This window comes from Ruegeria arenilitoris (assembly GCF_013032445.1).
Lineage (GTDB): Bacteria > Pseudomonadota > Alphaproteobacteria > Rhodobacterales > Rhodobacteraceae > Ruegeria > Ruegeria arenilitoris_F.
Window position 1 is genome coordinate 367,620 of the sequence record NZ_WQCA01000001.1, and the last position, 25,438, is coordinate 393,057.

At 56.8% G+C, this 25,438-nt stretch carries 24 protein-coding genes; 14 read left to right on the forward strand and 10 right to left on the reverse strand.

The features are described from left to right. The first annotated feature begins 22 nt into the window (after positions 1-22). Entirely contained in the window at positions 23-1,255 is a 1,233-nt protein-coding gene (locus GOW98_RS01770; RefSeq protein ID WP_170329337.1) for a urate hydroxylase PuuD, read from the forward strand. Between the two features lie 67 nt (positions 1,256-1,322). Here GOW98_RS01770 and GOW98_RS01775 read toward each other — a convergent pair whose 3' ends face one another. Further along, entirely contained in the window at positions 1,323-2,225 is a 903-nt protein-coding gene (locus tag GOW98_RS01775) for a LysR family transcriptional regulator (protein ID WP_170329338.1), read from the reverse strand. A gap of 153 nt (positions 2,226-2,378) precedes the next feature. Here GOW98_RS01775 and xdhA point away from each other — a divergent pair, with 153 nt between their 5' ends. The 5 genes from xdhA to guaD all read left to right on the forward strand — a co-directional run bounded on the left by xdhA (position 2,379) and on the right by guaD (position 10,105). Continuing rightward, a complete protein-coding gene (gene xdhA / locus GOW98_RS01780) occupies positions 2,379-3,842 on the forward strand; it encodes a xanthine dehydrogenase small subunit (protein WP_170329339.1) in 1,464 nt (487 codons plus the stop codon). Positions 3,843-3,857: 15 nt separating this feature from the next. After that, on the forward strand, positions 3,858-6,176 hold the full coding sequence (gene xdhB, locus GOW98_RS01785) for a xanthine dehydrogenase molybdopterin binding subunit (RefSeq protein ID WP_170329340.1): 2,319 nt from the start codon (positions 3,858-3,860) through the stop codon (positions 6,174-6,176). A gap of 3 nt (positions 6,177-6,179) precedes the next feature. Further along, a complete protein-coding gene (xdhC, locus tag GOW98_RS01790; RefSeq protein ID WP_170329341.1) occupies positions 6,180-7,058 on the forward strand; it encodes a xanthine dehydrogenase accessory protein XdhC in 879 nt (292 codons plus the stop codon). Positions 7,059-7,101: 43 nt separating this feature from the next. Continuing rightward, positions 7,102-8,703, forward strand: a complete 1,602-nt coding sequence (locus GOW98_RS01795) for a xanthine/uracil/vitamin C permease (RefSeq protein ID WP_170329342.1) — start codon at positions 7,102-7,104, stop codon at positions 8,701-8,703. A 64-nt stretch (positions 8,704-8,767) separates the two neighbouring features. After that, positions 8,768-10,105 carry a guanine deaminase gene (gene guaD / locus GOW98_RS01800; RefSeq protein WP_170329343.1) on the forward strand — a complete coding sequence of 446 codons (1,338 nt, stop codon included), beginning with the start codon at positions 8,768-8,770 and terminating at the stop codon, positions 10,103-10,105. 753 nt (positions 10,106-10,858) lie between these two features. Here the strand turns inward: guaD and GOW98_RS01805 are convergent. The 3 genes from GOW98_RS01805 to thyX form a co-directional block, all read right to left on the reverse strand. Continuing rightward, on the reverse strand, positions 10,859-11,383 hold the full coding sequence (locus GOW98_RS01805; protein WP_170329344.1) for a dihydrofolate reductase: 525 nt from the start codon (positions 11,381-11,383) through the stop codon (positions 10,859-10,861). Between the two features lie 3 nt (positions 11,384-11,386). Then, on the reverse strand, positions 11,387-12,220 hold the full coding sequence (locus tag GOW98_RS01810; RefSeq protein ID WP_170329345.1) for a thymidylate synthase: 834 nt from the start codon (positions 12,218-12,220) through the stop codon (positions 11,387-11,389). Between the two features lie 126 nt (positions 12,221-12,346). Further along, positions 12,347-13,120, reverse strand: coding sequence for an FAD-dependent thymidylate synthase (gene thyX / locus GOW98_RS01815; RefSeq protein ID WP_254437871.1), 774 nt, complete (start codon positions 13,118-13,120; stop codon positions 12,347-12,349). Between the two features lie 176 nt (positions 13,121-13,296). Here thyX and GOW98_RS01820 point away from each other — a divergent pair, with 176 nt between their 5' ends. Together GOW98_RS01820 and GOW98_RS01825 are read left to right on the forward strand one after the other, a co-directional pair. Next, on the forward strand, positions 13,297-13,725 hold the full coding sequence (locus GOW98_RS01820) for a VOC family protein (RefSeq protein ID WP_170329346.1): 429 nt from the start codon (positions 13,297-13,299) through the stop codon (positions 13,723-13,725). Continuing rightward, the gene (locus tag GOW98_RS01825; RefSeq protein ID WP_170329347.1) at positions 13,722-14,462 is read left to right on the forward strand and encodes a DUF1194 domain-containing protein; all 741 of its coding nucleotides are present in this window, start codon (positions 13,722-13,724) and stop codon (positions 14,460-14,462) included. Before GOW98_RS01820 ends, GOW98_RS01825 begins: the two co-directional genes overlap by 4 nt. On the opposite strand, the gene GOW98_RS01830 is transcribed toward GOW98_RS01825, so the two are convergent. From GOW98_RS01830 to GOW98_RS01840, 3 genes are all read right to left on the reverse strand, one after another. Continuing rightward, complete coding sequence (locus GOW98_RS01830; RefSeq protein WP_437436845.1) at positions 14,456-14,953, reverse strand: MarR family winged helix-turn-helix transcriptional regulator; 498 nt, start codon at positions 14,951-14,953, stop codon at positions 14,456-14,458. The genes GOW98_RS01825 and GOW98_RS01830 overlap by 7 nt on opposite strands. A 77-nt stretch (positions 14,954-15,030) precedes the next feature. Beyond that, positions 15,031-15,288, reverse strand: coding sequence for a succinate dehydrogenase assembly factor 2 (locus GOW98_RS01835; RefSeq protein ID WP_170329348.1), 258 nt, complete (start codon positions 15,286-15,288; stop codon positions 15,031-15,033). Further along, a complete protein-coding gene (locus tag GOW98_RS01840; protein WP_170329452.1) occupies positions 15,285-15,677 on the reverse strand; it encodes a helix-turn-helix domain-containing protein in 393 nt (130 codons plus the stop codon). Before GOW98_RS01840 ends, GOW98_RS01835 begins: the two co-directional genes overlap by 4 nt. Positions 15,678-15,769: 92 nt before the next feature. Between GOW98_RS01840 and GOW98_RS01845 the strand changes: the two genes are divergently transcribed. Both GOW98_RS01845 and GOW98_RS01850 read left to right on the forward strand, forming a co-directional pair. Further along, positions 15,770-16,972: a pyridoxal phosphate-dependent aminotransferase gene (locus tag GOW98_RS01845; RefSeq protein WP_170329349.1), complete on the forward strand. Its 1,203-nt coding sequence runs from the start codon at positions 15,770-15,772 to the stop codon at positions 16,970-16,972. Positions 16,973-16,985: 13 nt separating this feature from the next. After that, a complete protein-coding gene (locus GOW98_RS01850; RefSeq protein ID WP_170329350.1) occupies positions 16,986-17,387 on the forward strand; it encodes a hypothetical protein in 402 nt (133 codons plus the stop codon). An 8-nt stretch (positions 17,388-17,395) separates the two neighbouring features. On the opposite strand, the gene GOW98_RS01855 is transcribed toward GOW98_RS01850, so the two are convergent. Next, positions 17,396-18,748: an MATE family efflux transporter gene (locus GOW98_RS01855; RefSeq protein ID WP_254437872.1), complete on the reverse strand. Its 1,353-nt coding sequence runs from the start codon at positions 18,746-18,748 to the stop codon at positions 17,396-17,398. 108 nt (positions 18,749-18,856) lie between these two features. Continuing rightward, positions 18,857-19,780 (reverse strand): polyphosphate kinase 2, encoded by a 924-nt coding sequence (gene ppk2 / locus GOW98_RS01860; protein WP_170329352.1) that lies wholly within the window; start codon positions 19,778-19,780, stop codon positions 18,857-18,859. Between the two features lie 123 nt (positions 19,781-19,903). Here ppk2 and GOW98_RS01865 point away from each other — a divergent pair, with 123 nt between their 5' ends. Further along, on the forward strand, positions 19,904-20,779 hold the full coding sequence (locus GOW98_RS01865; RefSeq protein WP_437436846.1) for an alpha/beta fold hydrolase: 876 nt from the start codon (positions 19,904-19,906) through the stop codon (positions 20,777-20,779). A gap of 4 nt (positions 20,780-20,783) precedes the next feature. Here the strand turns inward: GOW98_RS01865 and GOW98_RS01870 are convergent, their stop codons facing one another. Continuing rightward, positions 20,784-21,392, reverse strand: coding sequence for a peroxidase-related enzyme (locus tag GOW98_RS01870; RefSeq protein WP_170329354.1), 609 nt, complete (start codon positions 21,390-21,392; stop codon positions 20,784-20,786). A gap of 130 nt (positions 21,393-21,522) precedes the next feature. On the opposite strand from GOW98_RS01870, the gene GOW98_RS01875 reads away from it, so the two are divergent. The 3 genes from GOW98_RS01875 (at position 21,523) to GOW98_RS01885 (ending at position 25,232) form a co-directional block, all read left to right on the forward strand. Then, positions 21,523-22,356 carry a class I SAM-dependent methyltransferase gene (locus tag GOW98_RS01875; RefSeq protein WP_217359250.1) on the forward strand — a complete coding sequence of 278 codons (834 nt, stop codon included), beginning with the start codon at positions 21,523-21,525 and terminating at the stop codon, positions 22,354-22,356. 160 nt (positions 22,357-22,516) lie between these two features. Beyond that, positions 22,517-24,475, forward strand: coding sequence for a DNA topoisomerase IV subunit B (parE, locus tag GOW98_RS01880; protein ID WP_170329356.1), 1,959 nt, complete (start codon positions 22,517-22,519; stop codon positions 24,473-24,475). Then, positions 24,468-25,232 (forward strand): hypothetical protein, encoded by a 765-nt coding sequence (locus GOW98_RS01885; protein WP_170329357.1) that lies wholly within the window; start codon positions 24,468-24,470, stop codon positions 25,230-25,232. Before parE ends, GOW98_RS01885 begins: the two co-directional genes overlap by 8 nt. Positions 25,233-25,438: the final 206 nt, after the last annotated feature.

The following is a 25,438-nucleotide window of genomic DNA, read 5'->3' on the forward strand; positions in this document are numbered from 1 at the left end:
ATAGAAACTTAGGAGCAATGCCATGTATGATCTGGCCGTAATGTGGGAGTGGATCGCTTTTTCGGTCCGCTGGCTGCATGTGATCACCGCGATGGCGTGGATTGGCGCGTCATTCTACTTTATCGCGCTGGACCTCATGCTAAAGCCGAACCCAGCCCTGCCGGACGGGGCCTACGGCGAAGAATGGGAAGTGCATGGGGGCGGGTTCTACCACACCGTCAAATACCTTGTGGCACCAGCCCGGATGCCTGAACACCTGACCTGGCATAAATGGCAGAGCTATACGACGTGGCTCTCTGGTGCGGCACTGCTCATGATTATCTACTGGGTCGGCGGCGAGTTGTTCCTGCTTGATCCAACAAAAGTGGACCTCGCCTTGTGGCAGGGGATACTGATCTCTGGCGGATCGCTGACTATTGGCTGGCTGCTCTACGATCAGATGTGCAAATCCAAGCTGAGCGATCACCCGACAGTTCTGATGCTGCTGCTGTTCTTGATTCTCGTAATTATGTCATGGGGTTACAATCAGATCTTCACGGGCCGCGCCGCACTTTTACATCTTGGTGCCTTCACCGCGACGATCATGACCGCCAACGTGTTCTTTCAGATCATGCCAAACCAGCGGATTGTAGTTGAAGATCTCAAAGCAGGTCGGACGCCTGATGCCAAATACGGCAAAATCGCCAAAGTGCGCTCTACTCACAACAACTATCTGACTTTGCCAGTCGTGTTCCTGATGCTGTCGAACCACTATCCACTGGCTTTCGGCACAGAGTATTCGTGGATCATCGCCAGCCTGATCTTCCTGACTGGTGTCACCATCCGTCACTACTTCAACACAATGCACGCAACCGGAAAAGGACCGCACTGGACTTGGGCTGTCACGGTTCTGCTGATGGTCGTGATCGCGTGGTTGTCTTCGGTAAGGCCAACTGAGACATGGGAGGACGCCGAAGCACGCGAATTGACCCCTTACGAGCAGAAGTTTGCATCGGCTGCGGGTTTCGAAGAAGCCTACGACACAGTCCTGGGCAATTGCTCTATGTGCCATGCACGCGAACCGGTGTATGGCACGATGAAATGGGCTCCGAAACAGGTTTATCTTGAAACACCCGGTGATGTGGCGCGCCAAGCTGACCAGATCTATCTGCAGGCCGGAATCAGCCACGCAATGCCACCGCCATCGGCGGTTCAAATGGACGAAGACGCGCGCCAGACTATCATTGCATGGGTGCGTGAAGTCAGAGACCAATAGCCGCCCCTCGTCAGAACTGTGGCACATGAACTGGGTTCCCTCGCCCAGTTTTTTTGTTCTCTGAGGGCTACGCAAAAATCCGTTTACTGCGCTGCGCTATATGCTCAACGAACAGACGCACCTTTGGGTCCTGAAGTTTTTTGTGCGGATAGAGACACCCAAAAATCGTCGGCAATGGCGGCGTATCCGGCAGGACCTCGATCAATCGGCCAGCCTCCAGATGCTCCCGAACATCGAAACGCGGTTTGTTGACGATCCCCTTGCCCGCCAATGCCCAGTCTGTCAGCACGTCGCCGTCATCCGCGTCGTACTTTCCGCGGACTTCAAGTTTTCGCGGCCCCATATCGGTCTGCAGCATCCAGAAATATTCAGGCGATCTGGGATAGCGCAACAGAAGGCAGTTATGCGGCGTATGCAACAAATCACCCGGCGTTTTGGGCACACCAAAATTCGACAAGTAATCCGGCGAGGCGCACAACACGCGATCACAATCCGCGAATTTCCGCAGCTTCATCGTGGAATCGCCAGGCTCTCCGATGAAGAACGCTATATCCAGACCGTCGGCCAGAATGTCCACCTTACGGTCAGACAGGCGCATGCGAATCTCGGTTTCCGGGTAGCGGTCTGAAAACTCAGGGACCAGCGGCGCAACGATTCTGCGCCCAACGCCCAGTGGCGCTGTGATACGGATTGCACCGCGCGGGGCATCTGAAAAGCTGGCTACTCGCGCTTCGGCATGGTCCAATGCCAATAAAACGGCCTTGGCCTCGTCATAAAAGACGGTTCCCACTTCGGTCGGTGTCATCGACCGGGTCGTTCTGTTGAAAAGACGCACGCCCAGATGGTTCTCCAACTCTTTCAATCGCTTGCTGGCCACTGCGGGCGTCAACCGCAAATCACGCCCGCCGGACGTGATGCTGCCCAGCTCCATCACTCTGACAAAGACCCGCAGACTTTCGATGTAAGACATTCAATCCTCCCTGTGCGGAAAGACTGCGCCATGGATCTCTCTTTTTCAACGTTCTGTTGAAAGTATTTGCTGTTTGCAGCGATTTTCCGACTCAATCTTTACTTTTATGGTCCCGCTGACCCCCACCGGAAGGCAGGGCAGAGGGAGAATTTCATGACGTATCGCACCGACATCCAGTTTGTCCTGAATGGCAGGGATGTTTCCGTTCCAAATGTATCGGCTGACCAAACACTTCTGGATTTTCTGCGGCTGGAGCGCCGCCTGACAGGCACTAAGGAAGGCTGCGCCGAAGGTGACTGCGGAGCATGCACCGTACTTGTCGGACGGCTTGGCGACGCTGGCCTGACCTACGTCCCCGTGAATGCGTGTATCCGGTTTCTGGCCTCTGTCGATGGATGTCATGTCGTTACCGTCGAACATCTGTCTGGCCCCGACGGTCGTCTGCACCCGGTGCAACAGGCCATGATCGACCATCACGGCAGCCAATGTGGGTTCTGCACCCCGGGGTTCGTGATGGCGCTATACGCCCTTTGGATGCAAACGCCCGAACCATCTGAGGCGCAGGTTGAAACCGCGCTGCAAGGTAACCTGTGCCGCTGCACCGGATATGAACCAATCATTCGCGCCGCCGTCGCTGTCAGTCGCTATGGTACCCCGGCATCGGATCACCTGAATACCGAACGAGACGCCATGACCGCGCGTCTTGCGGCCCTCAAGGACGGACGGCGTGTTGTATCCGGGCCCAAGGATAGCCTGAGCATCCTCCCGTCCAGTGTCGATGATCTTGCCGAGTGTCTGCAAGCCTATCCAAATGCCACGATCGTTGCCGGCGCCACGGATGTCGGTCTTTGGGTCACCAAGTTCCTGCGCAACATCGGGCCCGCTATTTTCACGGGTCACCTCGAAGACCTGAAAACCGTCAAAAGACAGGGGTCCCTCCTCCTGATTGGTGCTGGCGCCAGCTACACCGATTGCCAAGATCTCCTGTCAGAGCACTTGCCACACCTGTCCTCCTACTGGGATCGCATCGCAGGGTGGCAGGTGCGGAATATGGGAACCGTCGGAGGGAACATCGCTAACGGGTCCCCCATCGGAGATACGCCGCCGGTTCTTATTGCCCTTGGTGCGGAAATCACCTTGCGGCGCGGCACCGAATGCCGGACGCTGCCGTTGAATGAGTTCTTCATCGACTACGGCAAGCAAGACCGCCAGCCTGATGAGTTTGTCGCAAGCATCCAGGTCCCCCTGCCGGGACCTAACGATCTGGACGCGGCGTACAAAATTTCCAAGCGTCGTGATGAGGACATCTCCTCGGTGGCTGTCGGCATCCACATGACAATCGAAGAAGGTACCATCAGCAATGCGCGCATCGCATTTGGTGGCATGGCCGCCACGCCGAAGCGTGCATCGGCTGCCGAGGCGGCGCTCAATGGTCGGCCCTGGTCGCGCGAGAGTTTCGAAGCCGCTGCCCTGGCACTGCCGCAGGATTTCTCGCCTCTGACCGATTGGCGGGCGTCATCTGACTATCGGATGCTGACTGCGCAAAACCTGCTGCGCCGGTTCTTTCTTGAAAACGACGCCCAAACCGACACCCCCGTTCAACTGGCTTATGCCTGATCAGGAGACGCAAAAATGAAAGATATCGTTTCCATCATGGGATCGGCCCACACCAACGTGAAGCATGACAGTGCGATCAAGCACGTTACTGGGCAGGCCGACTATACCGACGACATTACATTACCCGAAGGCGCGCTGCACGCGTATCTCGGTGTTTCTAACATCGCGCACGCCAAGCTTTTGGACATTGATTTTTCCGAGGTTTTGTCCACACCCGGTGTAGTCGGGGTGCTGACTGCGGATGACGTACCGGGTGTCAATGATATCAGCCCGACCCACCTGAACGACGAACCGGTTTTCCCGACCGATGCCATTCAGTTTCATGGCCAGCCTCTGTTCGCCGTGGTTGCTGAAACCCGCGACATTGCGCGCCGCGCCGCAGAGTTGGCAAAGATCGACTACGAAACCCTGCCTCACGCGCTGGACCCAATTGCCGCGCAAGAAGCCGGGTACCCGCATGTCACGCCCCCCCTCAAGTTGGAGCGCGGTAACGTCGCCCCCGCACAAGCCGCTGCACCCAACCGGATCAAGGGCCGGATGAGCGTTGGCGGGCAGGATCATATGTACCTCGAAGGGCACATTGCCTTTGCCGTTCCGGGTGAAGACGATGATGTTGTCGTACATTGTTCCACTCAGCACCCGTCCGAGGCGCAGCATATGGTGGCGCATGTTCTTGGCGTGCCGTCCAATGCCGTTGTCGTCAATGTGCGCCGGATGGGTGGTGGATTTGGCGGTAAGGAAAGCCAGATGAACCTGTTCTGCGCGGTTGCCGCCATGGCTGCCAAAAAGTGGAACCGAGCCGTCAAAATCCGCCCCGACCGGGATCAGGACATGACGGCGACCGGTAAACGCCATGACTTCGTGATCGATTATGATGTCGCCTTTGATGACAATGGTCGAATTCAGGCGGTTGAAGGCAGCTTTGCTGCGCGGTGCGGTTTCTCGGCCGATCTTTCGGGCCCTGTGACCGACCGGGCGCTTTTCCACGCGGACAACGCCTATTTCTATCCAAACGTGCGACTGAACAGCCACCCGATGAAAACCAATACGGTTTCGAATACCGCGTTTCGCGGGTTTGGTGGACCGCAAGGCGTGATCGCAGCAGAACGGATGATCGAAGAAATCGCTTATGCCACCGGGCAAGATCCGCTGGATGTGCGCAAGGCCAATTTCTACGGCACCGAGGACCGCAACATAACCCCGTATCACCAAGAGGTCGAAGACAGCATTCTCGACCGGCTGGTTGGAGAGTTGGAAGAAACCTCAGAGTACCGCCAGCGCCGACAGGACATCATCGCGTTCAACAAGACGTCACCGATCCTGAAAAAAGGCATCACGCTGACACCCGTCAAGTTCGGCATTTCCTTCACCGCGACCTGGTACAATCAGGCTGGTGCCTTGGTTCATGTCTACAATGACGGCTCGATTCATCTGAACCACGGCGGCACCGAAATGGGGCAAGGCCTGAACACCAAAGTTGCGCAGGTCGTGGCCGAGGCCTTTCAGGTTGATTTCAACCGTATCAAGATCACCAAAACAACCACCGAGAAGGTTCCCAATACGTCGGCGACAGCGGCCTCCAGCGGGACGGACCTGAATGGGATGGCGGCATTGAATGCGGTCGAGCAGATCAAATCGCGTCTGGTGGAATTTGCAGCTGAGAAGTGGAATGTTGCCCCTGCCGACGTAGTCTTCCACGCCAATCAGGTCCATATCGGTGAAGAGATCCTGCCCTTCGATGCATTCATCAAGCAGGCCTATCTGGCGCGTGTGCAATTGTCTGCGGCCGGGTTCTACAAGACCCCGAAAATCTACTGGGACCGGGCCAAAGGACAAGGCCGTCCGTTCTACTATTACGCATATGGTGCGTCCTGTTCAGAGGTGACGATTGACACCCTGACCGGTGAGTACCGAGTGGACCGTACAGATGTGTTGCATGACGTCGGTCGCTCCCTGAACCCGGTGCTCGACAAGGGGCAGGTCGAAGGTGCCTTTATTCAGGGCATGGGATGGCTGACCACCGAAGAGCTGTGGTGGGATGATGCTGGCCGTCTGCGCACCCATGCGCCGTCGACCTACAAGATCCCGCTCGCGTCGGATCGTCCGCGTATCTTCAATGTGAATCTCGCCGACTGGTCGGAAAATCGCGAGCTGACCATCAAACGTTCCAAAGCTGTTGGTGAGCCGCCGTTCATGCTGGGTATTTCGGTGTTTGAGGCCCTGTCCATGGCCGTAGCCTCGGTTGCCGACTACCGGGAATGCCCGCGCCTTGACGCGCCAGCGACGCCCGAGCGTGTCCTGATGGCCGTGTCGCGGCTGCAAGAGGGGCGCTGAGCCATGACTGCCCCGGGTTCCCTGAATGAATTTCTGTCCACTCAGCACAGCGTGATCCGCGTCGTGCTGACGCGCGTGCGCGGGTCTTCGCCGCGCAATGAGGGGACTGAAATGTTCGTGGCACCAGGAGCGTTGTGGGGCACCATTGGCGGTGGACAGTTGGAGTTCATGGCCATCAATGCCGCGCGGGATATGTTGCGCGATGGTGCGCTGCACCAGGATCTGGATATCCCCCTTGGTCCTGAAATTGGGCAATGCTGTGGGGGCCGGGTCGAATTGCACCTGACGCGCATGCGTGCGTCAGACAAATGGGCGGCAACAGAACGCGCCGCGCGGCGGGATGAGGCCTTGCCCCATGTATACGTGATGGGAGCGGGTCATGTGGGGCGTGCGCTTGCCAATCAGCTTCAGCACCTGCCAGTGCGCTGCATCCTTGTCGACACACGGCCAGAGGAAATCGAACTTTGCACGGCAAATGTCGAAACCCGGGTGAGCGCAATTCCCGAAGCCGACATCTGGAGCGCGCCCGCAGGCAGCGCCTTTATCGTTCTGACCCACGATCATGGGCTGGATTTCCTGCTGACTTCAGCAGCGCTGGAACGTCGGGACGCCGCTTATGTGGGGATGATCGGATCCGCTACCAAGCGGGTAAAGTTCAGAAACTGGGCGCACAAAAACTGTGACGGACAGTCTATCGAACACTTGAATTGCCCCATTGGGGCAAGCGGTAGCCGTGATAAGCGGCCCAGCATCATCGCCGCCTTCGTGGTGGCCGAAGTGATGGCTGATTTGACCTCTGAAACTGCCGCGACCGCCCCGACCGGGGCAAACCAGGCGCCCCTTGTGGGCCACCATCGCGACCGGAAAGGGAGAACGGCCTGACATCTGTCGGGCAATTCCGGTCAAATCAGAGGAGGAGACCGTCATGGACGGGAGGACCTACGAATACAAGCTGTTTACCCGCAGCGATTTCAGCGCTTTCTGGGCGCTTTTTACGGACAACCTTGTAAACTTGCTGATCCTGTCCGGGGTCTGTCAGTTCGTGTTCCAGATGCCAGCGGACATCGTCTTTGGCCGCATCGTCCCAGGTGCCGCTATTGCGATCCTGGCCGGTGTCGCGGTTTACGCATACCTCGCCAAATACGCGGCGAACAAAAGGGGTGAAGATGTAACCGCCTTGCCCTACGGCATCTCGACGCCGGTTATGTTCGTCTACCTGTTTGGCGTGATCGGTCCCATCTACTGGGCCACCAACGACCCGATGCTAGCTTGGCAAGTGGGCATCGGTGCCGGGTTCATGGGCGGCATCGTCGCGGCTTTGGGTGCCTTCGTTGGACCATACCTCAAGCGGATCACACCCCGCGCCGGGATGTTGGGCACGCTGTGCGGCATCGCATTGGTCTTCATCGGCTCAGTGCCTCTGGCCGAAGTCTTTGAAAACCCCATCATCGGCTTTACGTCGCTACTGTTTATCCTTTGGGGTCTGATCGGTCGGTTCCGCCTTCCGGGCAACGTCCCTGCCGGTCTGGTCGCGATTGCTGCCGGTACCGTTATTGCCCTTGTTCTTGGTGAAGCCAAAATTGATACAAGCGGCCTCGGCTTTTACCCGCCAATTCCCTACATTGGAGATCTCATCGCGGGTGTTCAGTACCTGTTTGCCAATCCCGAACTCTTTCTGGTTCTGATCCCGGTTCAAATCTACAACTTCATCGAAACGATGAACAACGTGGAATCGGCCGAGGCGGCAGGAGACCATTACCCGGTCGGCGTGTGTCAGGTGACGGATGGCGCGGGCACCATGTTGGGGGCTCTTTTTGGCTCGCCTTTCCCAACCACAGTCTACATTGGTCATCCCGCCTACAAACGGCTTGATGCACATGCCGGGTACATCGTCGGCGTGGCCGTCGTAATCGCTGCAGCTGCCTTCCTCGGCTTCTTGTCTTTTCTTGCCGGCCTGATCCCGATTGCCGCTGCTGCCCCTGTATTGGTCTTTGTCTCGGTAAGCCTGATCACCAATACCGCCTGGGCTGTGAAACCGATGCACATGGCTGCGGTGTCCTTCGCGATCCTGCCCCATATCTCGGCCTTTCTGATGGTCAAATGGGGGTCACTGATGAACGCATTGCGCAGTAGCGGTGTCGAAGGGTTGCCTTCGCTTGGTGATGAAGGCTTGACCGCGGCACTTCTCATGGAGGGCGCCCACTACGAAGGGCATCTTGCCCTGAGCCAGGGTGCAATCATCACAGGCCTGATCTGGGGCGCCATTGTGGCGGACGTGATTGATGGCCGTTTCCGGATGGCCGGGGCGTTTGCTTTCGCTGGCGGACTGATGTCTTCGGTTGGTGTTATCCACTCGTACACACTGCAGATGCCTCAATTCGACGGGATCACCATCGGTTACTTGATCATTGGCGCATTCCTCTACGTCTACCCGATGTTCGCCCCCAAAGAGGATCTCGAACATCGTGTTATCGTACCGGATGAGCCTGATCTGATCGACGACGACTCTCCGGCGCAGCAGGCCTGATCAACAGCGGGGCAGCCGCATGGCGGCCCCCTACCCTTTCCCTAACTTACGCACGAGATCTTTCATGACACAGAGATTGCTTCGCGGTCGTCTGCTGACCTTCCATCGCGAACCCTTGAACGGCGAAGACACCGGTGCCTATACCTATCTCGAGGACGGCGCCCTGCTGATCCGGGACGGAATCATCCAGGAAACGGGACCCTTTGCTGAGGTGAGCGCAACTTCTGGCGATGTCCCAGTGACGGACCATAGACCACATCTGATGATGGCTGGCTTCATCGACACGCATATTCACTTTCCACAGGTACAGGTGATCGCCTCGTGGGGTGCGCAGCTTCTGGACTGGCTAAATAACTACACCTTCCCGGAAGAAACCCGTTTTGCCTCGTATCAACACAGTGCACTGATGGCGCGGGCATTCTTCGATCAACTCATCACCCATGGCACGACCACCGCGGTTGCCTATTGCTCGGTCCACAAGAATTCGGCAGACGCTTTCTTTACCGAGGCGACCGGACGGAACATGCGGATGCTTGGCGGCAAGGTCCTGATGGACCGTAATGCACCCGAAGATCTGCAGGATACGCCGCAAACCGGGTACGATGACACCAAAGCGCTAATCACGGACTGGCACGGCAAGGGCCGCAACGGCTATGTCATCACCCCTCGGTTCGCGATCACGTCAACGCCGGAACAGATGGCAATGGCACAGGCTTTAACGCAAGAACATCCGGACTGTCACATCCAGACACATCTGTCGGAAAACAAGGATGAGATTGCATTTACCAAGCAGCTTTATCCGCAAGCACGTGATTACCTGGACGTCTACCAGTCTTATGGCCTGCTGGGCCAAAAGACATTACTTGGGCATTCCATTCACCTGGAACCGCGCGAGATCGACGCGCTGGCAGAAACAGGCGCGCATCCTGTATTTTGCCCAACCTCGAATCTGTTCCTTGGCAGCGGCCTCTTTGATCATGAGGGGCTGAGTGCACGCGGTATATCAAGTGGGATCGCCACAGACGTTGGTGCAGGCACCAGTTACTCGATGCTGCAGACCCTCAACGAAGGTTACAAGATTCTACAGTTGCAAGGGTCGGCTCTGCATCCCCTACAAGCGTTTCACTGGGCAACACGCGGAAATGCCTGCGTTCTTGGCCTGGAAGATAAAATCGGTAATCTCGACCCCGGCACCGAGGCAGATGTCGTGGTGCTAAATGCCCGCAGTACAGCCGCCATGGCGCTGCGTATGGATCGCGTTGGAAGTCTCGCAGAAGAATTGTTTGTCCTGCAGATGATGGGTGATGATCGCGCGATTGAAGAAGTCTACGTTTCAGGAACACCGAGCAAGATTGCCCCAGAGCAAACTACCTGGAATGGTAATGTTCAAATCGTTTTGTAGTGGGGCCCGTAACAAGGGCATCTGCTGTAACTTTTGACCATTGATCTGCCTGTCGTTGTCCCTAGCTCGATGGTCGGCAGTACGAATGATGCGACAAGCTTAAGGTGGTCGATGGTTGATTGCACAAATTTTGTTTCGCGTGTTCGAATTCTGTGCTGCCGGTAAGTTTGACCACCTGCAAGAGTACTCCTTCAGTGTCCATCGTCAGGTAGTTGGGCAGATAGCGTCCTAAGCCAAGAGAGCGTCTGGCTCATCTGGCTGTTTTGACTATGTTGCAGATTTTCTGTGAAGCAAGCACCGGGTTTGATGTTTAGAAACTCTCATTGTAGCGCTGGTAAACTATAGTGATCGACAAAAGCGTCGATCATTTTCTTGAGATGGTCAACGGTGTCCACTGAACCAGTTTGTCTCCGCTGGTCAGGTCAGCCGATTACATCGTCGTCCGGGCACTCGTTAGCAGCCTGCCAATGGTAGATTGGTGGCGTGCCCCATTTGTTTTGGAACACTTTGCAAAGTCTGCTTTCTGCGCATCGCCGCCGTTATCAGCCACCAGTGCCGGAGCGGCAGCGTAGGTCTTCTTGGTGGCTTCCCTGTGTCTTACAAGGACCCGGATCTTGCCCGAGAGAACGAATGGCTTCGACGAGAGACCCGCATTCTCAAGGAGGAGAGGGATATTCTAAAAAATGCGGCAGCCTTCTTCGCGAGCCACAAGCCATGATAAAGGAGAAAACGCTTTCCGTTATTTCTGATAAATCAGCTAAGGACGTTTGCCTCCCCTGCATCCATATGCATTGGCGGAGATCCACGCCTTAGGTACTCGTGCAAACTACACTTGGGCCCGTCTGGCCGCAGTAGCCGCTTGTTGATCAAACGCCAGGAATCCAGATCAAAACTGGGAAAAAATGTATCGGCATCTCCAACCTGAATTTCGACCTCGGAAATCATCAACCTATCCGCTAGTGGGATCATCTCTTCATAAATCCGCGCTCCGCCGATGCCATAGATTCGATCATATCCCGCATCGGAGGCAGTCTGAATGGCTGCGGACACCGAGGGGGTCACGATATCCGCGGCATCAGATTGTGAAGATACAACGATATTTAGGCGCTTTGGCAGTGGTTTTACCGGAAGGCTTTCCCAGGTGTTACGTCCCATTATCAGCGCACCGCCAAGCGTTTCCCGCTGAAAGGACTTCAAGTCCTCGGGAAGATGCCAGGGGATATCGCCATTTCGGCCGATTGCGCTATTTTTGGTACGCGCCACGATCAACGTAATCATTGTCTAGACCGCCACTGGCGCGGGGATCGCGGGTTCGGGATCATAGTTAACGATCTCAAAGTCTTCGTAGCTGAAATCAAAAATGGACGGCACGTCGCGTTTAATGCGAATAGTTGGCAGCCTCTTCGGCTTGCGAGTGAGCTGCAATTTCACCTGATCCATATGGTTGGAGTATATGTGGGCATCGCCAATAGTGTGCACAAAATCACCCGCTTCGTAACCAGTAACATGAGCGAGCATCACAAGAAGTAATGCATAGGATGCAATGTTGAATGGAACGCCAAGGAACATGTCGGCTGACCGCTGGTAGAGTTGAAGGTGCATGCGACCGTTCAAGACCCGAACTTGCCAGATTGTATGGCAAGGAGGGAGTGCCATGCGCGGAACATCTCCGGGATTCCATGCAGAGACAATGAGGCGGCGACTATCGGGTGTGGACTTTATCGTTTCGACTAGCTGCGTGATCTGGTCAACTCCCCTTCCAAAGTAAAGGGGTTCATCATCCTTCACCTGCCCGGTCGGTTGAAGTGTGGGGAAAGCTCGCCATTGATGGCCATATACAGGACCCAGATCACCATTTTCGTCAGCCCATTCGTCCCAAATCGTAACACCATTATCGTTCAAATATTTGATGTTGGTGTCGCCGGCTAGGAACCACAAGAGTTCGTGAATAATTGAGCGCAGGTGCAGCTTCTTGGTAGTTACCAAGGGAAAACCTTCCGCCAACCGATAGCGCGACTGCAAACCGAATAACGAGATTGTACCCGTACCCGTGCGGTCGGTTGATTCTTCACCACATTCCAGAATGGCGTTCAATGCATCTAGATACTGCTTCAACTGTGCCCTCGTCTTTCTTTCTGCAGCTTGGACGTCATCGCCTCATAGCTAATACCATGGCGCAATCACATCGACGTTCTCTCAGACCTAATCTCGGATCGAGATCTGTCTATGAAGCGCGGTAAATCAAACAGAATCTAGCCGCCCCACCCATCCTCGTTTGAAAAAACCTGTCATTACGGAAATGGGGAATAAGTCTCTCATTTTTTCATAAATCTCTGATTTAAAACCATTTATCACAAAATAGAGAATTCTAACATCACCTAAAATCTCCCAGTACCACTGGGTGTAGATATTCGCGGGCAGGTTCATCCGCGCCAATTCACGCGCCAGCCCCTGCTGACCATCCTGACTGATCATCGCCTCGTAATTGTCATAGCACCGCGCACTGTCGGCCTTGAGCATCTCAAGAACACGCGCGGCCTCTTCCCCTCGCAGCGAGTCGCCACGGCCCTGGTTGTTCACCTCGGACTGCGCGGCCACGTGATCGGGTGCCGGAATGTAGAACTCGCGGTCCAATATCGAGTAGCGCGCGGAGTATTCGTTCACATTCGCCGTGCGGTGACGAATCCATTGCCGGGCCACGAACACGGGCAGTTTGACGTGCAGCTTGATCTCGCACATCTCAAACGGGGTCGAGTGCCAGTGGCGCATCAGATAGCGGATCAGGCCCTCATCGTTCTGCACCGGTATTGTGCCTTTACCGTAGGACACCCGTGCCGCCTGACAGATCGCCGCGTCATCACCCATATAGTCGATCACACGCACATAACCGTGATCCAGAACTTGATGGACAGTGTAGAGGTGCTCTTCCATACCCGCAGCCACAACGCGGCGCGTTTGATGCGATAGCGCCCGCTGCGCTTCGATCTCGGCCAGTTGATCAGAGGACAGCGGCATGAAACTTCCTTTCCAGCGATGAGTCGCCCGCCACTATATATCGGCAACTTACTGACCGGAACCGCGATATGTGCGATCATTTCCGCAATTTTCAAATTGTGTCCCCGCTGCCCCTCGACTTGCTTAACCGGCGCGCTAAGCTGCTGCGCATCACCTGAACAGAAAGGAAGCCACACATGGGGCTGAGATATCTTCACACCATGATCCGCGTGAAGGATCTGGAGAAGTCGATGGCGTTTTTTGAGCTGCTGGGCCTGAAGGAAACCCGCCGCTATGACAGCGAGTCGGGGCGGTTTTCTCTGATCTTCATGGCGCCTCCGGGACAAGAGGATCGACCGATCGAACTGACCCACAACTGGGACGGAGACGATGCGCTGCCCAGTGACAGCCGCCATTTTGGGCACCTGGCCTACGGAGTTGATAACATCTACGAAACTTGTCAGCACCTGCAGGATAATGGCGTCGTGATCAATCGCCCGCCGCGCGATGGCCGCATGGCGTTTGTGCGGTCCCCCGACAATATCTCGGTCGAGCTGCTGCAGAACGGTGACGCGTTGGATCCCGCAGAACCCTGGGCCAGCATGGAAAGCACCGGTCACTGGTGATCCGCTGGTTGACAGCGCTGGGGCTTGCCGTTTTGGCAAGCCCGCTTCGGGCCGAAACCTGCCGCCTGGCCCTGGCTTTGGCCATGGACATCTCGACCTCGGTGGATGCCACCGAAGACGCCCTGCAACGGCAGGGGTTGGCCGCCGCTCTGGTCGCGCCCGAAGTCAAGGAGGCGTTCTTTTCCTCGCCCATGCCAGTTGCGCTGGCCGTGTATGAATGGAGCGGTCGTTCCACGCAGAGCATCATTCTGAACTGGACGATGATCAACACGCAGGCCGACCTGCTGGCAGCGGCGGCGAACGTGCAGCAATCGGTCCGGTCCGACAGCAGTTCAGCCACGGCGATGGGATATGCGTTGGCCTTCGGCGCAACCCTGATGCAACAGGCCCCGCCTTGTTTGTTTCAGACCATTGATCTGTCGGGGGATGGATCGAACAATGACGGCTACGGCCCGGACTCGGCCTATCGGCACTTTCCCTTTCAGAACACGGTCGTCAACGGGCTGGTCATCAATGCCGCCGATTTCGAGGGAGAGCTGTATTTGATCCCCTTTTTCGAGAACAACGTCCTGCACGGTCCCGGCGCTTTTCTGGAAGTCGCGCAGGGGTTCGAGGATTTTGAACGCGCCATGCGGCGCAAATTGGAACGGGAGCTGAAGGGGCAACAAATAGGCGCTCTTATGGACGACATCAAAGATATGCAGAGATTGTCCCTGCCCGCCGCCCCTGATCAGTAGATATACCGGATCTGGTCTGTCCAGTATCGCTCGACCCGGCGCAGAGAGGTGGTGATGTCGTCGATCCCCTCCAGCCCCAATACACCACGGGTCTGCAATCCTTCGGCATGGCGCAGAAAAAGCGTGGACACGATATCGCGGACTTCCCGCCCGCGTGGGGTCAGACGCACCCGGACCGAGCGTCTGTCGATCTCGCATCGCTGGTGGTGCATATAACCCATTTCAACCAGCTTCTTGAGGTTGTAGCTGACATTGCTGCCCTGGTAATAACCGCGGCTTTTCAGTTCACCCGCCGTCACCTCATGATCGCCGATATTGAACAGCAACAAGGCCTGAACGGCGTTGATCTCTAGCACCCCGACACGTTCGAACTCATCCTTGATGACGTCCAGCAACAAACGGTGCAGACGCTCGACCAAAGCGAGCGCTTCGAGATAGCTGGTCATAAACCCCTTGGCTTCAGGCGCGGAGACCTGCATTTCCATACTCATCCGATCCTCCGATTCAGTCGCGCTGTTTCAAGCAGCATGAATCGAATTCCCGAAAAATCGGTTAAGCTGGATTTTCTTTATTTTTGAAAGGTCTGCGCGATATCCGCAATGAGGTCGGCAAAAACTGCGGGCGGCTGGACCTGACCGGTAACCCACTGATAAAGGTCCTGATCGTTTTCGTGTAGCATGGCGTCGTACAGGTCCAGACCGGCTGCATCCATCTTTTTCAGGTTGCGTTCGGCATAGGCTGACAGGATCAGGTCCATTTCTTTGATCCCGCGCCGCATGGACCGCATCTGCATACGCTTGATCCGTACTTCTCGTGTTTCCGTCACTGGGTCCGCTCCAGCATCAACCTCAACTTCTTTTCCAGACGCGCGGCGCGTTCAGCGCTGGCGCGCATCTCACCACGGATCGCGCGCAACTCCGCAACAGCGTCCGCCAATTCCAGATCGCCCTCGCCTTCTTCGACCGGGGCTTCCATGCCCTCACCCTCACCAGTCAGCAGCCACATGATCGAGACGTTGATCATGCCCGCCATCATCGACAACCGGTTGGCGCGCGGCTCGGACAGATCATTTTCCCAAGCTGCAATCGTCGCCTTTTTTACTCCCAGGCGTCGGGCCAGCTGGGCCTGAGTCATCCCTGCTGCCTCACGTGCGCCTGCCAGCCTGTCCCCGAATGTCGCTGCGTCTGCTCCGTACCAGTCGTTTTCATCGTTCATCGGGGTCTCCTGAATCTGCTTTTTATACTTCTTGATCGTCATTCAGGCGCACCCTATGACAGTCAGGTTGAACATACAAACCGAGGCCGACCATGAGTTTCCTGTCTGCGACACTGTCACGCGTAAAACCCTCTCCGACGATTGCGATGACAGCAAAAGCGGCCGAGCTGAAAGCTGCCGGTCGCGACGTGATCGGCCTGAGCGCGGGAGAACCCGATTTCGACACGCCGCAAAACATCAAGGATGCGGCGGTGGCGGCCATTGCAGCGGGTAAAACCAAGTACACTGCGCCCGATGGCATCCCCGAACTGAAGCAGGCTGCCTGCGCCAAGATGAAGCGCGATCATGGGCTGGACTATACGCCCGCGCAGATTTCAGTTGGAACCGGTGGCAAGCAAACGCTGTATAACGCGCTGATGGCGACGATGAACGATGGTGATGAGGTCATCATCCCCGCGCCCTATTGGGTCAGCTATCCGGATATGGTGCTGCTGGCCGGGGGTACTCCGCTTGTTGTTGAAACCACGCTGGAAAACAGTTTCAAGCTGACCGCAGATCAGCTTGAGGCCGCAATCACGCCCAAGACCAAGTGGTTCATCTTCAACTCGCCTTCGAACCCGACCGGCGCGGGCTATAGCCGCGACGAGTTGAAGGCCCTGACCGATGTACTGATGCGTCATCCGCATGTCTGGATCATGTCCGACGATATGTATGAACACCTCGCCTATGACGGGTTCAAGTTTTGCACCCCGGCCGAGGTCGAGCCCGGACTCTATGATCGCACGCTGACCTGCAACGGGGTGTCCAAAGCCTATGCCATGACCGGTTGGCGCATTGGATATGCTGCTGGCCCTGTCGAGATCATTGCCGCGATGCGCAAAATCCAGTCGCAGTCCACGTCGAACCCCTGCTCGATCAGCCAATGGGCGGCGGTTGAGGCGTTGAATGGCACGCAGGCCTTTCTGGCCCCGAACAACGAGACCTTCAAACGCCGCCGCGATCTGGTCGTGCGAATGCTGAACGAGATCGACGGTATCACCTGCCCCACGCCCGAAGGCGCGTTCTATGTCTACCCTTCGATTGCAGGTCTGATCGGCAAGACCACCCCGTCGGGTACTGTGATCGACTCGGATGAGGCATTTGCCTCCGCCCTGCTGGAAGAGGCCGACGTGGCGGTTGTCTTCGGCGCGGCTTTTGGTCTGTCGCCGAACTTCCGGGTCAGCTACGCGACCTCGGACGAAGCCCTGACCGAGGCCTGCACCCGCATCCAGCGCTTCTGCGCGTCCCTGACCTGAGCCGGAGGCCCCGATGACCGCAGAACTGCCCGAATACTACTTCCGCATCCGCGAGAACGGCGCGGCGGTGTTTCGGATCGACACCGAAAACCGCCAGCGGCGGATCGAGATGGATCAGATCGCGGTCATCAACATCCGCAACGGAGAGGTCAAACCGCAAGGCCAACGCACCCTAACCGAAGCTGATCAGGCCGAAATCGCGCGTTGGATCGAGGAACGCAAAGCCCTGCTGGCGCAGCGCGATATCGACGACATTCACCGCGCGGTTGACTATATGAACCTGACGACGCAATGGGCGCAGTCTAAGGCGACAGATGAGCAGCTAGAGGATGTCACGGACCGGTTGCTGCTGGCGATGCACGATCTACGCTCTGTTTTGGTGCGCAAAAAAGCGGATCGGCTGACTAAGGGCTAATCGGGCAGCTATTCCGCTGGCACACCAACAGCGCGAACTGAACGCATCCAGAACCGCGCCATCAGCAAAACCGCAGCGCAGGCAAGGCCCAGAACGAGGCCCAGCCAGATGCCGATACCGTCCATGCCCTGCACGAAGCCAAAATAGTACGACGCCGGTATCCCAACGACCCAATAGCTGAGCCCTGCCATCACCATCGGTACCTTGGCGTCCTGCAATCCACGCAGCAGGCCCAGCGCAATAACCTGCGCCCCGTCCACCAGTTGGAACAGAGCGGCCATGGCCAGCAGCCCCGTGCCGATGGCCAGAATCTGCGGGCGTTGCGGATCGTCGGCTTCCATGAACAGCGAGATCAGCGGCTCGGCACAGGTCAGGAACAGGATGACCGTCATCACCGAAACCACCAAAGACATGCCCGTCACCGCTATAGCGCCCTTTTCAAGATGCGCCCGGTCCTTGCGACCCAAGGCATTCCCGGCCCGGATCGTTGCCGCATTGGACAGGCCCAGATGCACCATGAACGTGGCAGAGGCCAGGTTCAGCGCAATCCCATGCGCCGCAAGCGGCACCTGACCCAGCCAGCCCATCATGATAGCCGACATAGCAAACAGGCTGACCTCGGCCAACGTGGTCAGACCAATGGGCACGCCGAGGCGCAAGACGCTGAAAAAGAATTCCCAATCCGGTCGCCAGAAGCGTTGGAACAGGCTGTGTTCCGGCAGCACCCGCACTGCGTAGATGACGACAAAGACCAAAGACACGATCTGCGTCACGACCGAGGCGATTGCCGCCCCCATCACCCCCAACTCGGGCGCCCCCCAGTTGCCGAAGATCAGCGCATAGTTCGTCACCGCATTCACCACTGCGGCGGTGACGGTGATCCACAAAACGATCTGCGTGCGCTCCAGCGCGGCCAAATAGGATTTCAGCACCATGACCAATAGCGCCGGGAACAACCCCCACCCTGCGACACGCAGGTATTGTGACGCGGTTTCAGCGACTTGCGGGTCTTGCTTAAGAGCGATCAGGATCGGCTGAGACCACCACAGAAGTGGCATCATTAGCGTCGCATAGATCAGCGACAGCCACAGCCCCATGCGGGTTGAGCGACGAATACTGGTCTCATCTTCTTCAGCGGCAGCGGTGGCCACTATGGGCATCACCGCCCAGCCAAACCCGGCCCCGAACAGGAACAGCACAAAGTAATAGCTGCTGGCCAGCGTCACTGCCGCCAGCGCCTCGACCCCGTACCAGCCCAGCATGATCGTGTCAGTCAGGCCAATCGCAAACTGCGCCAGATGCCCGCCGATCAGCGGGAAACCCAGCACAGCGATGGCCCGGAAGTGGCCGCGATATGTCATCACCTTATTCATCCCATCAGCCTTATGCCCGGCCAGAGGCCGGGACAAGAGGTGATAAGTGAAATTTCAGGTTGAGACTATCTGTGCGCGGCCTGTTGGCTTAGCCGGTCATTTCGTTTCCGGGTGCAGGGTATTGCCCAGAATATGCTCGGACCGATGGATCACGTGATGTGCCTGCCCCACGATCAGAGGATCAGGTTGTCCCACGATATCGTGATCCTTGTCCGGGTAGTCCAGCGTCGACAGGAAATGCCGCATCGTATTCAGACGAGCGCGTTTTTTGTCGTTCGATTTGACAATGGTCCACGGCGCATCGGCGGTGTCGGTATAGAAAAACATCGCCTCTTTCGCCTCGGTGTAGTCGTCCCATTTGTCGAGGCTGGCCTTGTCGATCGGTGACAGTTTCCACTGCTTCAGCGGGTCGGTCTCACGACTTTTGAACCGGCGCTGCTGTTCGGTCTGCGTGACCGAGAACCAGTATTTGTAAAGCTGAATGCCCGACCGGACCAGCATCCGTTCCAGTTCGGGAGTCTGGCGCATGAATTCAAGGTATTCATTGGGCGAGCAGAAGCCCATGACCCGTTCAACGCCCGCACGGTTGTACCACGAGCGGTCGTAGAACACCATTTCCCCAACTGTCGGCAGTTCCTGAATGTAGCGCTGATAGTACCACTGGCCTTTCTCTTCCCAGGTCGGCTTATTCAGCGCCACAACGCGGGCCTGACGGGGGTTCAGGTGCTCCATGAACCGTTTGATCGTGCCGCCCTTACCGGCCGCGTCACGGCCTTCGAACAACAGAACGAACCGTTGGCCAGTTTCCTGTGCCCAAAGTTGCACCTTCAGCAATTCGGCTTGCAATTGAGCCTTCTGCGCCTCGTACGCGCCGCGCGCCATCTTGCGGCCATAGGGATATTTACCGCTCTCGAAAGCTTGTCGAATTCGCTCGGGGCTGGGCTGAGCCGGCTCGGGTTTCGGGGTCGGAACAATTTTGACGGGGGATTGTTTTTCTTCGATTTTTACCGCAGCTTCCATTCAGTCTTTCCTTTTCTCACTATCCGCGGACACGGCTAGCAGAAGACGCAGCTTTTCGCTTTGATTGGTGTCAAATTGATGCCTGAAAAACCCATCAATTCGAGGATTGAAAGGATGATCAGAATGCGTACGGATACCATCGAATTAAACGGCCAGACCTTCTTTCTGCGGCGCTGGGGAAAGCCCGACCTGCCGCCCCTGCTGATGTTGCACGGATTTCCAGAATATGGCGGAGCGTGGAGCGATCTGGCACCGCATCTGGCGGATCATTTTCATTGCATTGCGCCGGATCAGCGCGGTTATGGGCAAAGCTGGTGCCCTGCGGGCGTGGGGAACTACGCCGTGTCTCAACTGGTCTCGGACATGGCTGAGCTGATCGAACAGGTTGGAGGCCCGACCTGTGTACTTGGTCACGACTGGGGCGCGTCGGTTGCCTATGGGCTGGCTATGTTCCGCCCGGATCTGGTCAGTCGGCTGATCATCGCAAACGGCGTCCACCCTGTGCCGTTTCAACGCGCCATGGCCGCTGGTGGCCCGCAATCCGAGGCGTCGCAATATATCAACGCCTTGTGCGCGCCAGATGCTGCGCCACAGTTCTCGGCTGACAATTTCGCGCGGCTTGAACACTTCTTTCGCTTCGGCATGGGCATAGACTGGCTGTCGGACGCGCGTATGGAGCAGTATCGCACCGAATGGGCCCGCCCCAATCGGCTTGAGGCGATGCTGAACTGGTACCGCGCCTCGCCTCTGGTCGTCGCCAAGCCCGGAGAACCGCGCACCGATCTGCCTGAATTGCCAGTGGACCGCCTGATGGTCCGTTGCCCGCACCTGCTGCTGTGGGGGCCGGATGACAAAGCCCTGCTGCCCGAGGCCAACGCGGGATTGGAAGAGTTCGCGCCCGACCTGACCCGCATCGAAATCCCCGGCACCGACCACTGGCTGCATCACCAGCGACCAGAGGCCGTCGCACAGGCCATTCTGGAATGGGTTGCGGACTGACCGCCTAGGTATGGCCCCAATCCTCGGGGTTGTCCGAGTTGTTCGGCGACAGGCCCAGAATGTCACCCTCGGTCGAGCACCCCAACCCGAGAACGGTCCGGTTCGCATAGGCAAAGTAGGCGCAAACTTGATTGATCTCGAGAATCTCACCGTCATCCCAGCCGGCATCTCTTAGGGCCTGAACATCCGCCTTAACCATTTCCGCCGGAGCTTCGGTTAACTTGCGCGCATAATGCATTGCCGCGATCTGCGCCTCACCCAACGGGGCATCACTCAGCGTTTCTGCCTCAATCGCCCGGCGGATCGCGGTGCCTTTATCCGGATTATTCAGCAAGCGTTGCAGCCCGCTGAAATGATGCTCAACACAATACCCGCATTGGTTCAAGGAACTGACCCAGACCCCCAGCACCTCAAGAAACCACTTTGGGACCTTGTTGGCCGAATGATGCAGGACATTCTTGTACAGCGCCATATGGCCTTCCATCGAATGAGGACGCAGTGAATGCGCCATCATGATGTTGTCGACGTTGTTGCCCGGCCCGGTGACCCGCTCGTATAGCTTCCTCAGCTTGCCGCTGGCTTCTTCGAACGGAACAGTCTTGATCCAACTCATATTGCCCCCCGTCATTGCGCCTTGCGTTGCAGCACCGGTTTCTTCCCAATAGTGCATGAGACGAAACTGGATTGCCTCACCATGTCGGGATAAGGTCTCAAAACACAAGAGGGGGGAGTGTGTAATGAAAATGGCGGAAAAAACTGTCGCGGACTGGTATGCGAGTCACCCGATCTCTGCCCCGCACATTTTAACGAAGTTAAAGTCCCTGCGCGGTTCGCTTGAGGATGTCACCCCGCAAGAACTCTATCCCTATGATCAGGATCACTATGACGGTCTCGAGGCAAATTCCCGGCTGGCAGATAAGGTCCGGATGAATGCCGGAGACAGTGTTCTGGACGTCTGTGCAGGGCTATGTGGCCCTGCGCGCTGGTACGTGTCCCAACGCGGAGTAGAGGTGACTGGCATCGACATCAGCCCCAACCGCGTAGATGGCGCAAAGGAGCTGAACGCTCTGGTTGGGTTACAGGATCAGATTCACCCTATTCTGGCCAGCGCCTTGGATCTGCCCTTCGACGACGCGCAGTTCGATGCAGCCGTAAGTCAGGAATCCTTCTTGCACATTCCGGACAAGCCCAAGGCTCTGCAGGAGGTCTTTCGCGTATTGCGCCCTGGCGGTCGCTTTGCTTTTACCGATTGGGTGATGCACACGCCTCTGCCCGAAGACGAGTTCGAGCAATACCGCCAGCGCTTTGCCTGTCAGTCTCTGTTTAGCATCCCCGAATACGAGTCTCAGCTTCAGAAAGCCGGATTCGAAATTGTATCCGCCGAAGATGTCACTGACCCGTGGGGCGAGATTCTGGCACGCCGGCTCAGCATGTATCAGACACTGGATGCCGAGGCCGAACGCGCGGGTAATCCGTCCAAAGGCGATGATTTCCTGAAGATGTACGCTCAATTTGTGAAAGACGTGCAGCAACACCGCATCGGTGGGGTACGTTTGACCGCTGAAAAACCTAAGTAACCTTACTTTAATCGCTGGCACTGTCCCTGGCCCCTGCTCGCTGGGTTGCGACTTTTCAACGTTCCTTACGGCCAAACGCCCACAACACCTCGGGGCCCTCTTCCCCCGGACCACATCACCTGCCATAATGGGCCCCAACCCAAAAACAAGAGCAGCACCGATGCCCGACGATCTGTTGACGCCCAGCGCGACCGCCACCTACGACGCCTCCTCGATTGAAGTGCTTGAAGGCCTGGAACCGGTCCGAAAACGCCCCGGTATGTATATCGGCGGCACCGATGAGCGCGCGCTGCACCATATGGTCGCGGAAATCCTCGACAACTCGATGGACGAAGCGGTCGCTGGCCACGCCAACCGGATCGAGGTTGAGCTGCACGCCGATTACGCCCTGACCGTACGCGACAACGGGCGTGGTATTCCGATCGATCCGCATCCCAAGTTTCCAGACAAATCTGCGTTGGAGGTTATTCTCTGCACCCTGCACGCGGGTGGCAAGTTCTCGGGCAAAGCTTACCAGACGTCGGGCGGTCTGCACGGCGTGGGTGCCTCGGTTGTGAACGCCCTGTCGGATTCGATGGTCGTGCAGGTGGCCCGCGACAAAACGCTGTTCGAACAGCGTTTCTCACGCGGTGTTCCTTTGGGTCCGGTCGAGAAAATCGGCGCGGCCCCCAACCGACGTGGCACCACGGTCACCTTCCACGCCGATGAGGAAATCTTCGGCCATCACCGTTTCAAACCAGCTCGGTTGTTCAAGTCGATCCGCTCCAAGGCCTATCTGTTCTCGGGCGTTGAAATCCGCTGGAAATCCCACATCGACGACGGTGAGACACCGACCGAAGCCAGTTTCCACTTCCCCGGCGGCCTGTCGGACTATCTCAAGGAAACGATGAACGGATCGTCTACCTATGCCGAGCAGCCCTTTGCCGGCACCGTGGACTTCAATGAGAAATTCGGGACGCCGGGCAAGGTCGAATGGGCGATCAACTGGACGCCCTCGCGCGACGGGTTCATCCAGTCCTACTGTAACACCGTCCCCACGCCCGAAGGCGGTACGCACGTCGCGGGCTTCTGGGCAGCGGTTCTCAAAGGGATCAAAGCTTATGGCGAGTTGATCAACAACAAGAAGGCCGCGCAGATCACTCGTGATGACCTGATGACCGGCGGCTGCGCCTTGGTGTCGTGCTTTATCAGCGAGCCGGAATTCGTCGGCCAGACCAAAGACCGCCTTGCCACGGTCGAGGCGCAACGGCTGGTCGAAAACTCGGTCCGCGACCATTTCGACAACTGGCTGGCCGCCGACACGAAATCCGCCGGCGCTATCCTGGACTTCCTCATCCTGCGGGCTGAGGAACGCCTGCGCCGACGGGCCGAGAAGGAAACACAACGCAAGTCCGCCACTAAGAAACTTCGTCTTCCCGGCAAGTTGGTGGACTGTTCCAGTTCAACACGCGACGGCACCGAATTATTCATCGTCGAGGGCGACTCGGCGGGCGGTTCAGCAAAAATGGGTCGCGACCGCAAAACACAGGCCCTGCTGCCCCTTCGCGGCAAAATCCTGAACGTGCTGGGCGCGGCCAGTTCGAAACTGGGCACCAATGCCGAGATCAACGACTTGACCCAAGCGCTGGGTGTGGGCCTTGGCACCAAGTTCAACGTCGACGACCTGCGCTATGACAAAATTATCATCATGACCGACGCGGATGTGGACGGGGCGCATATCGCCTCGCTGCTGATGACGTTCTTCTTTACCCAGATGCGCCCGATGATCGACGCGGGCCACCTGTACCTCGCCTGCCCGCCCCTCTACCGCCTGACCCAGGGCGCCAAACGGGTTTACTGTCTGGACGAGGCTGAACGGGACGAGTGGCTTGAGAAAGGTCTGGGCGGCAAGGGCAAGATCGACGTGTCCCGCTTCAAAGGTCTGGGCGAAATGGATGCCAAGGACCTGAAAGAGACCACGATGGACCCGAAATCCCGGAAATTGATCCGGGTCACCATTGACGAGGACGAACCCGGCGAGACCGGCGATCTGGTCGAGCGTCTGATGGGCAAAAAACCCGAACTGCGGTTCCAGTACATTCAGGAGAACGCGCGGTTTGCTGAAGAATTAGATGTTTGAAGGCGCTGATTTGAAGAATATCCAATTTCACGAAGGATTTGCGTTCGGGCTTTTTCTTGCTGCAACATGCTCTGCGCTCACATATGCTGCGGCAAAAGACTGGAAACTAAATCAAGAAACGTACTCGGATGTGTCGTTGGCTATCGCAGCGCTTGGTGCGGCTGCGTTAACCATTCAATCTATTCGTAAACAGATGCAGCAAGAACGCGAGTTGTCAGCAGAGCAATCGTCGCGAAAGCTCAAAGCAGACCGGGCGCTCTTGGGTTTGGCGCTTCACGATCTCCACGACATCTTCTTAAGAGCTGCACAACAAGTAGTTTACCCAAACGCCAATTTCGAGTTGGACTGGGAGCGAATAACTTCAAGTTGCGAACGTATCGGAAAGTGCGTCGAGAATTCTGACCCTGAAAGCTCTAAGAGCATGGCCAGACTTATGTCGTGGGCACAAGTACACACCGCAAGGCACAAACAGTTTCTAGAAAGCAAAGAGCTTCTTCGCATAGCATCGACGGAAGATATTGTCGTTCTAGACGGAGAAATAGTCTCTCGTGCAGGCGTTGCAGCGCAATTACTAGAGTTTGTTATCATTTGTTCATCAGGCTTCAAATACGCTAGGTTCGATGAAGACCACTACAAGACTCCAGAGGTCAGCGGAGCAGATTTGGAGAGAGGTTTTTGGACTCTAGTTTCTATAAAGATAGAGAAACATGATCTATGGCCTAGAATCAAAAAAACCTGTCATGACATATATACCTAGAACGAATATCCTTGACGTCCTTCTAGTAATGCAAATGTAACCAGGTGCAATCGCAGTAACCTGCTCTCGTGCTCGCCGATGGGGCGGCTCAAGCGCAGGAATGATGCCTTCTATCAAGCATTGGCTGGCTAGCGCGAGCCCCCCCCACCAGCGCCCCACAAACACCACCCTTGCCTAACCCGTTGATCTCGTTCACACTTACCCTC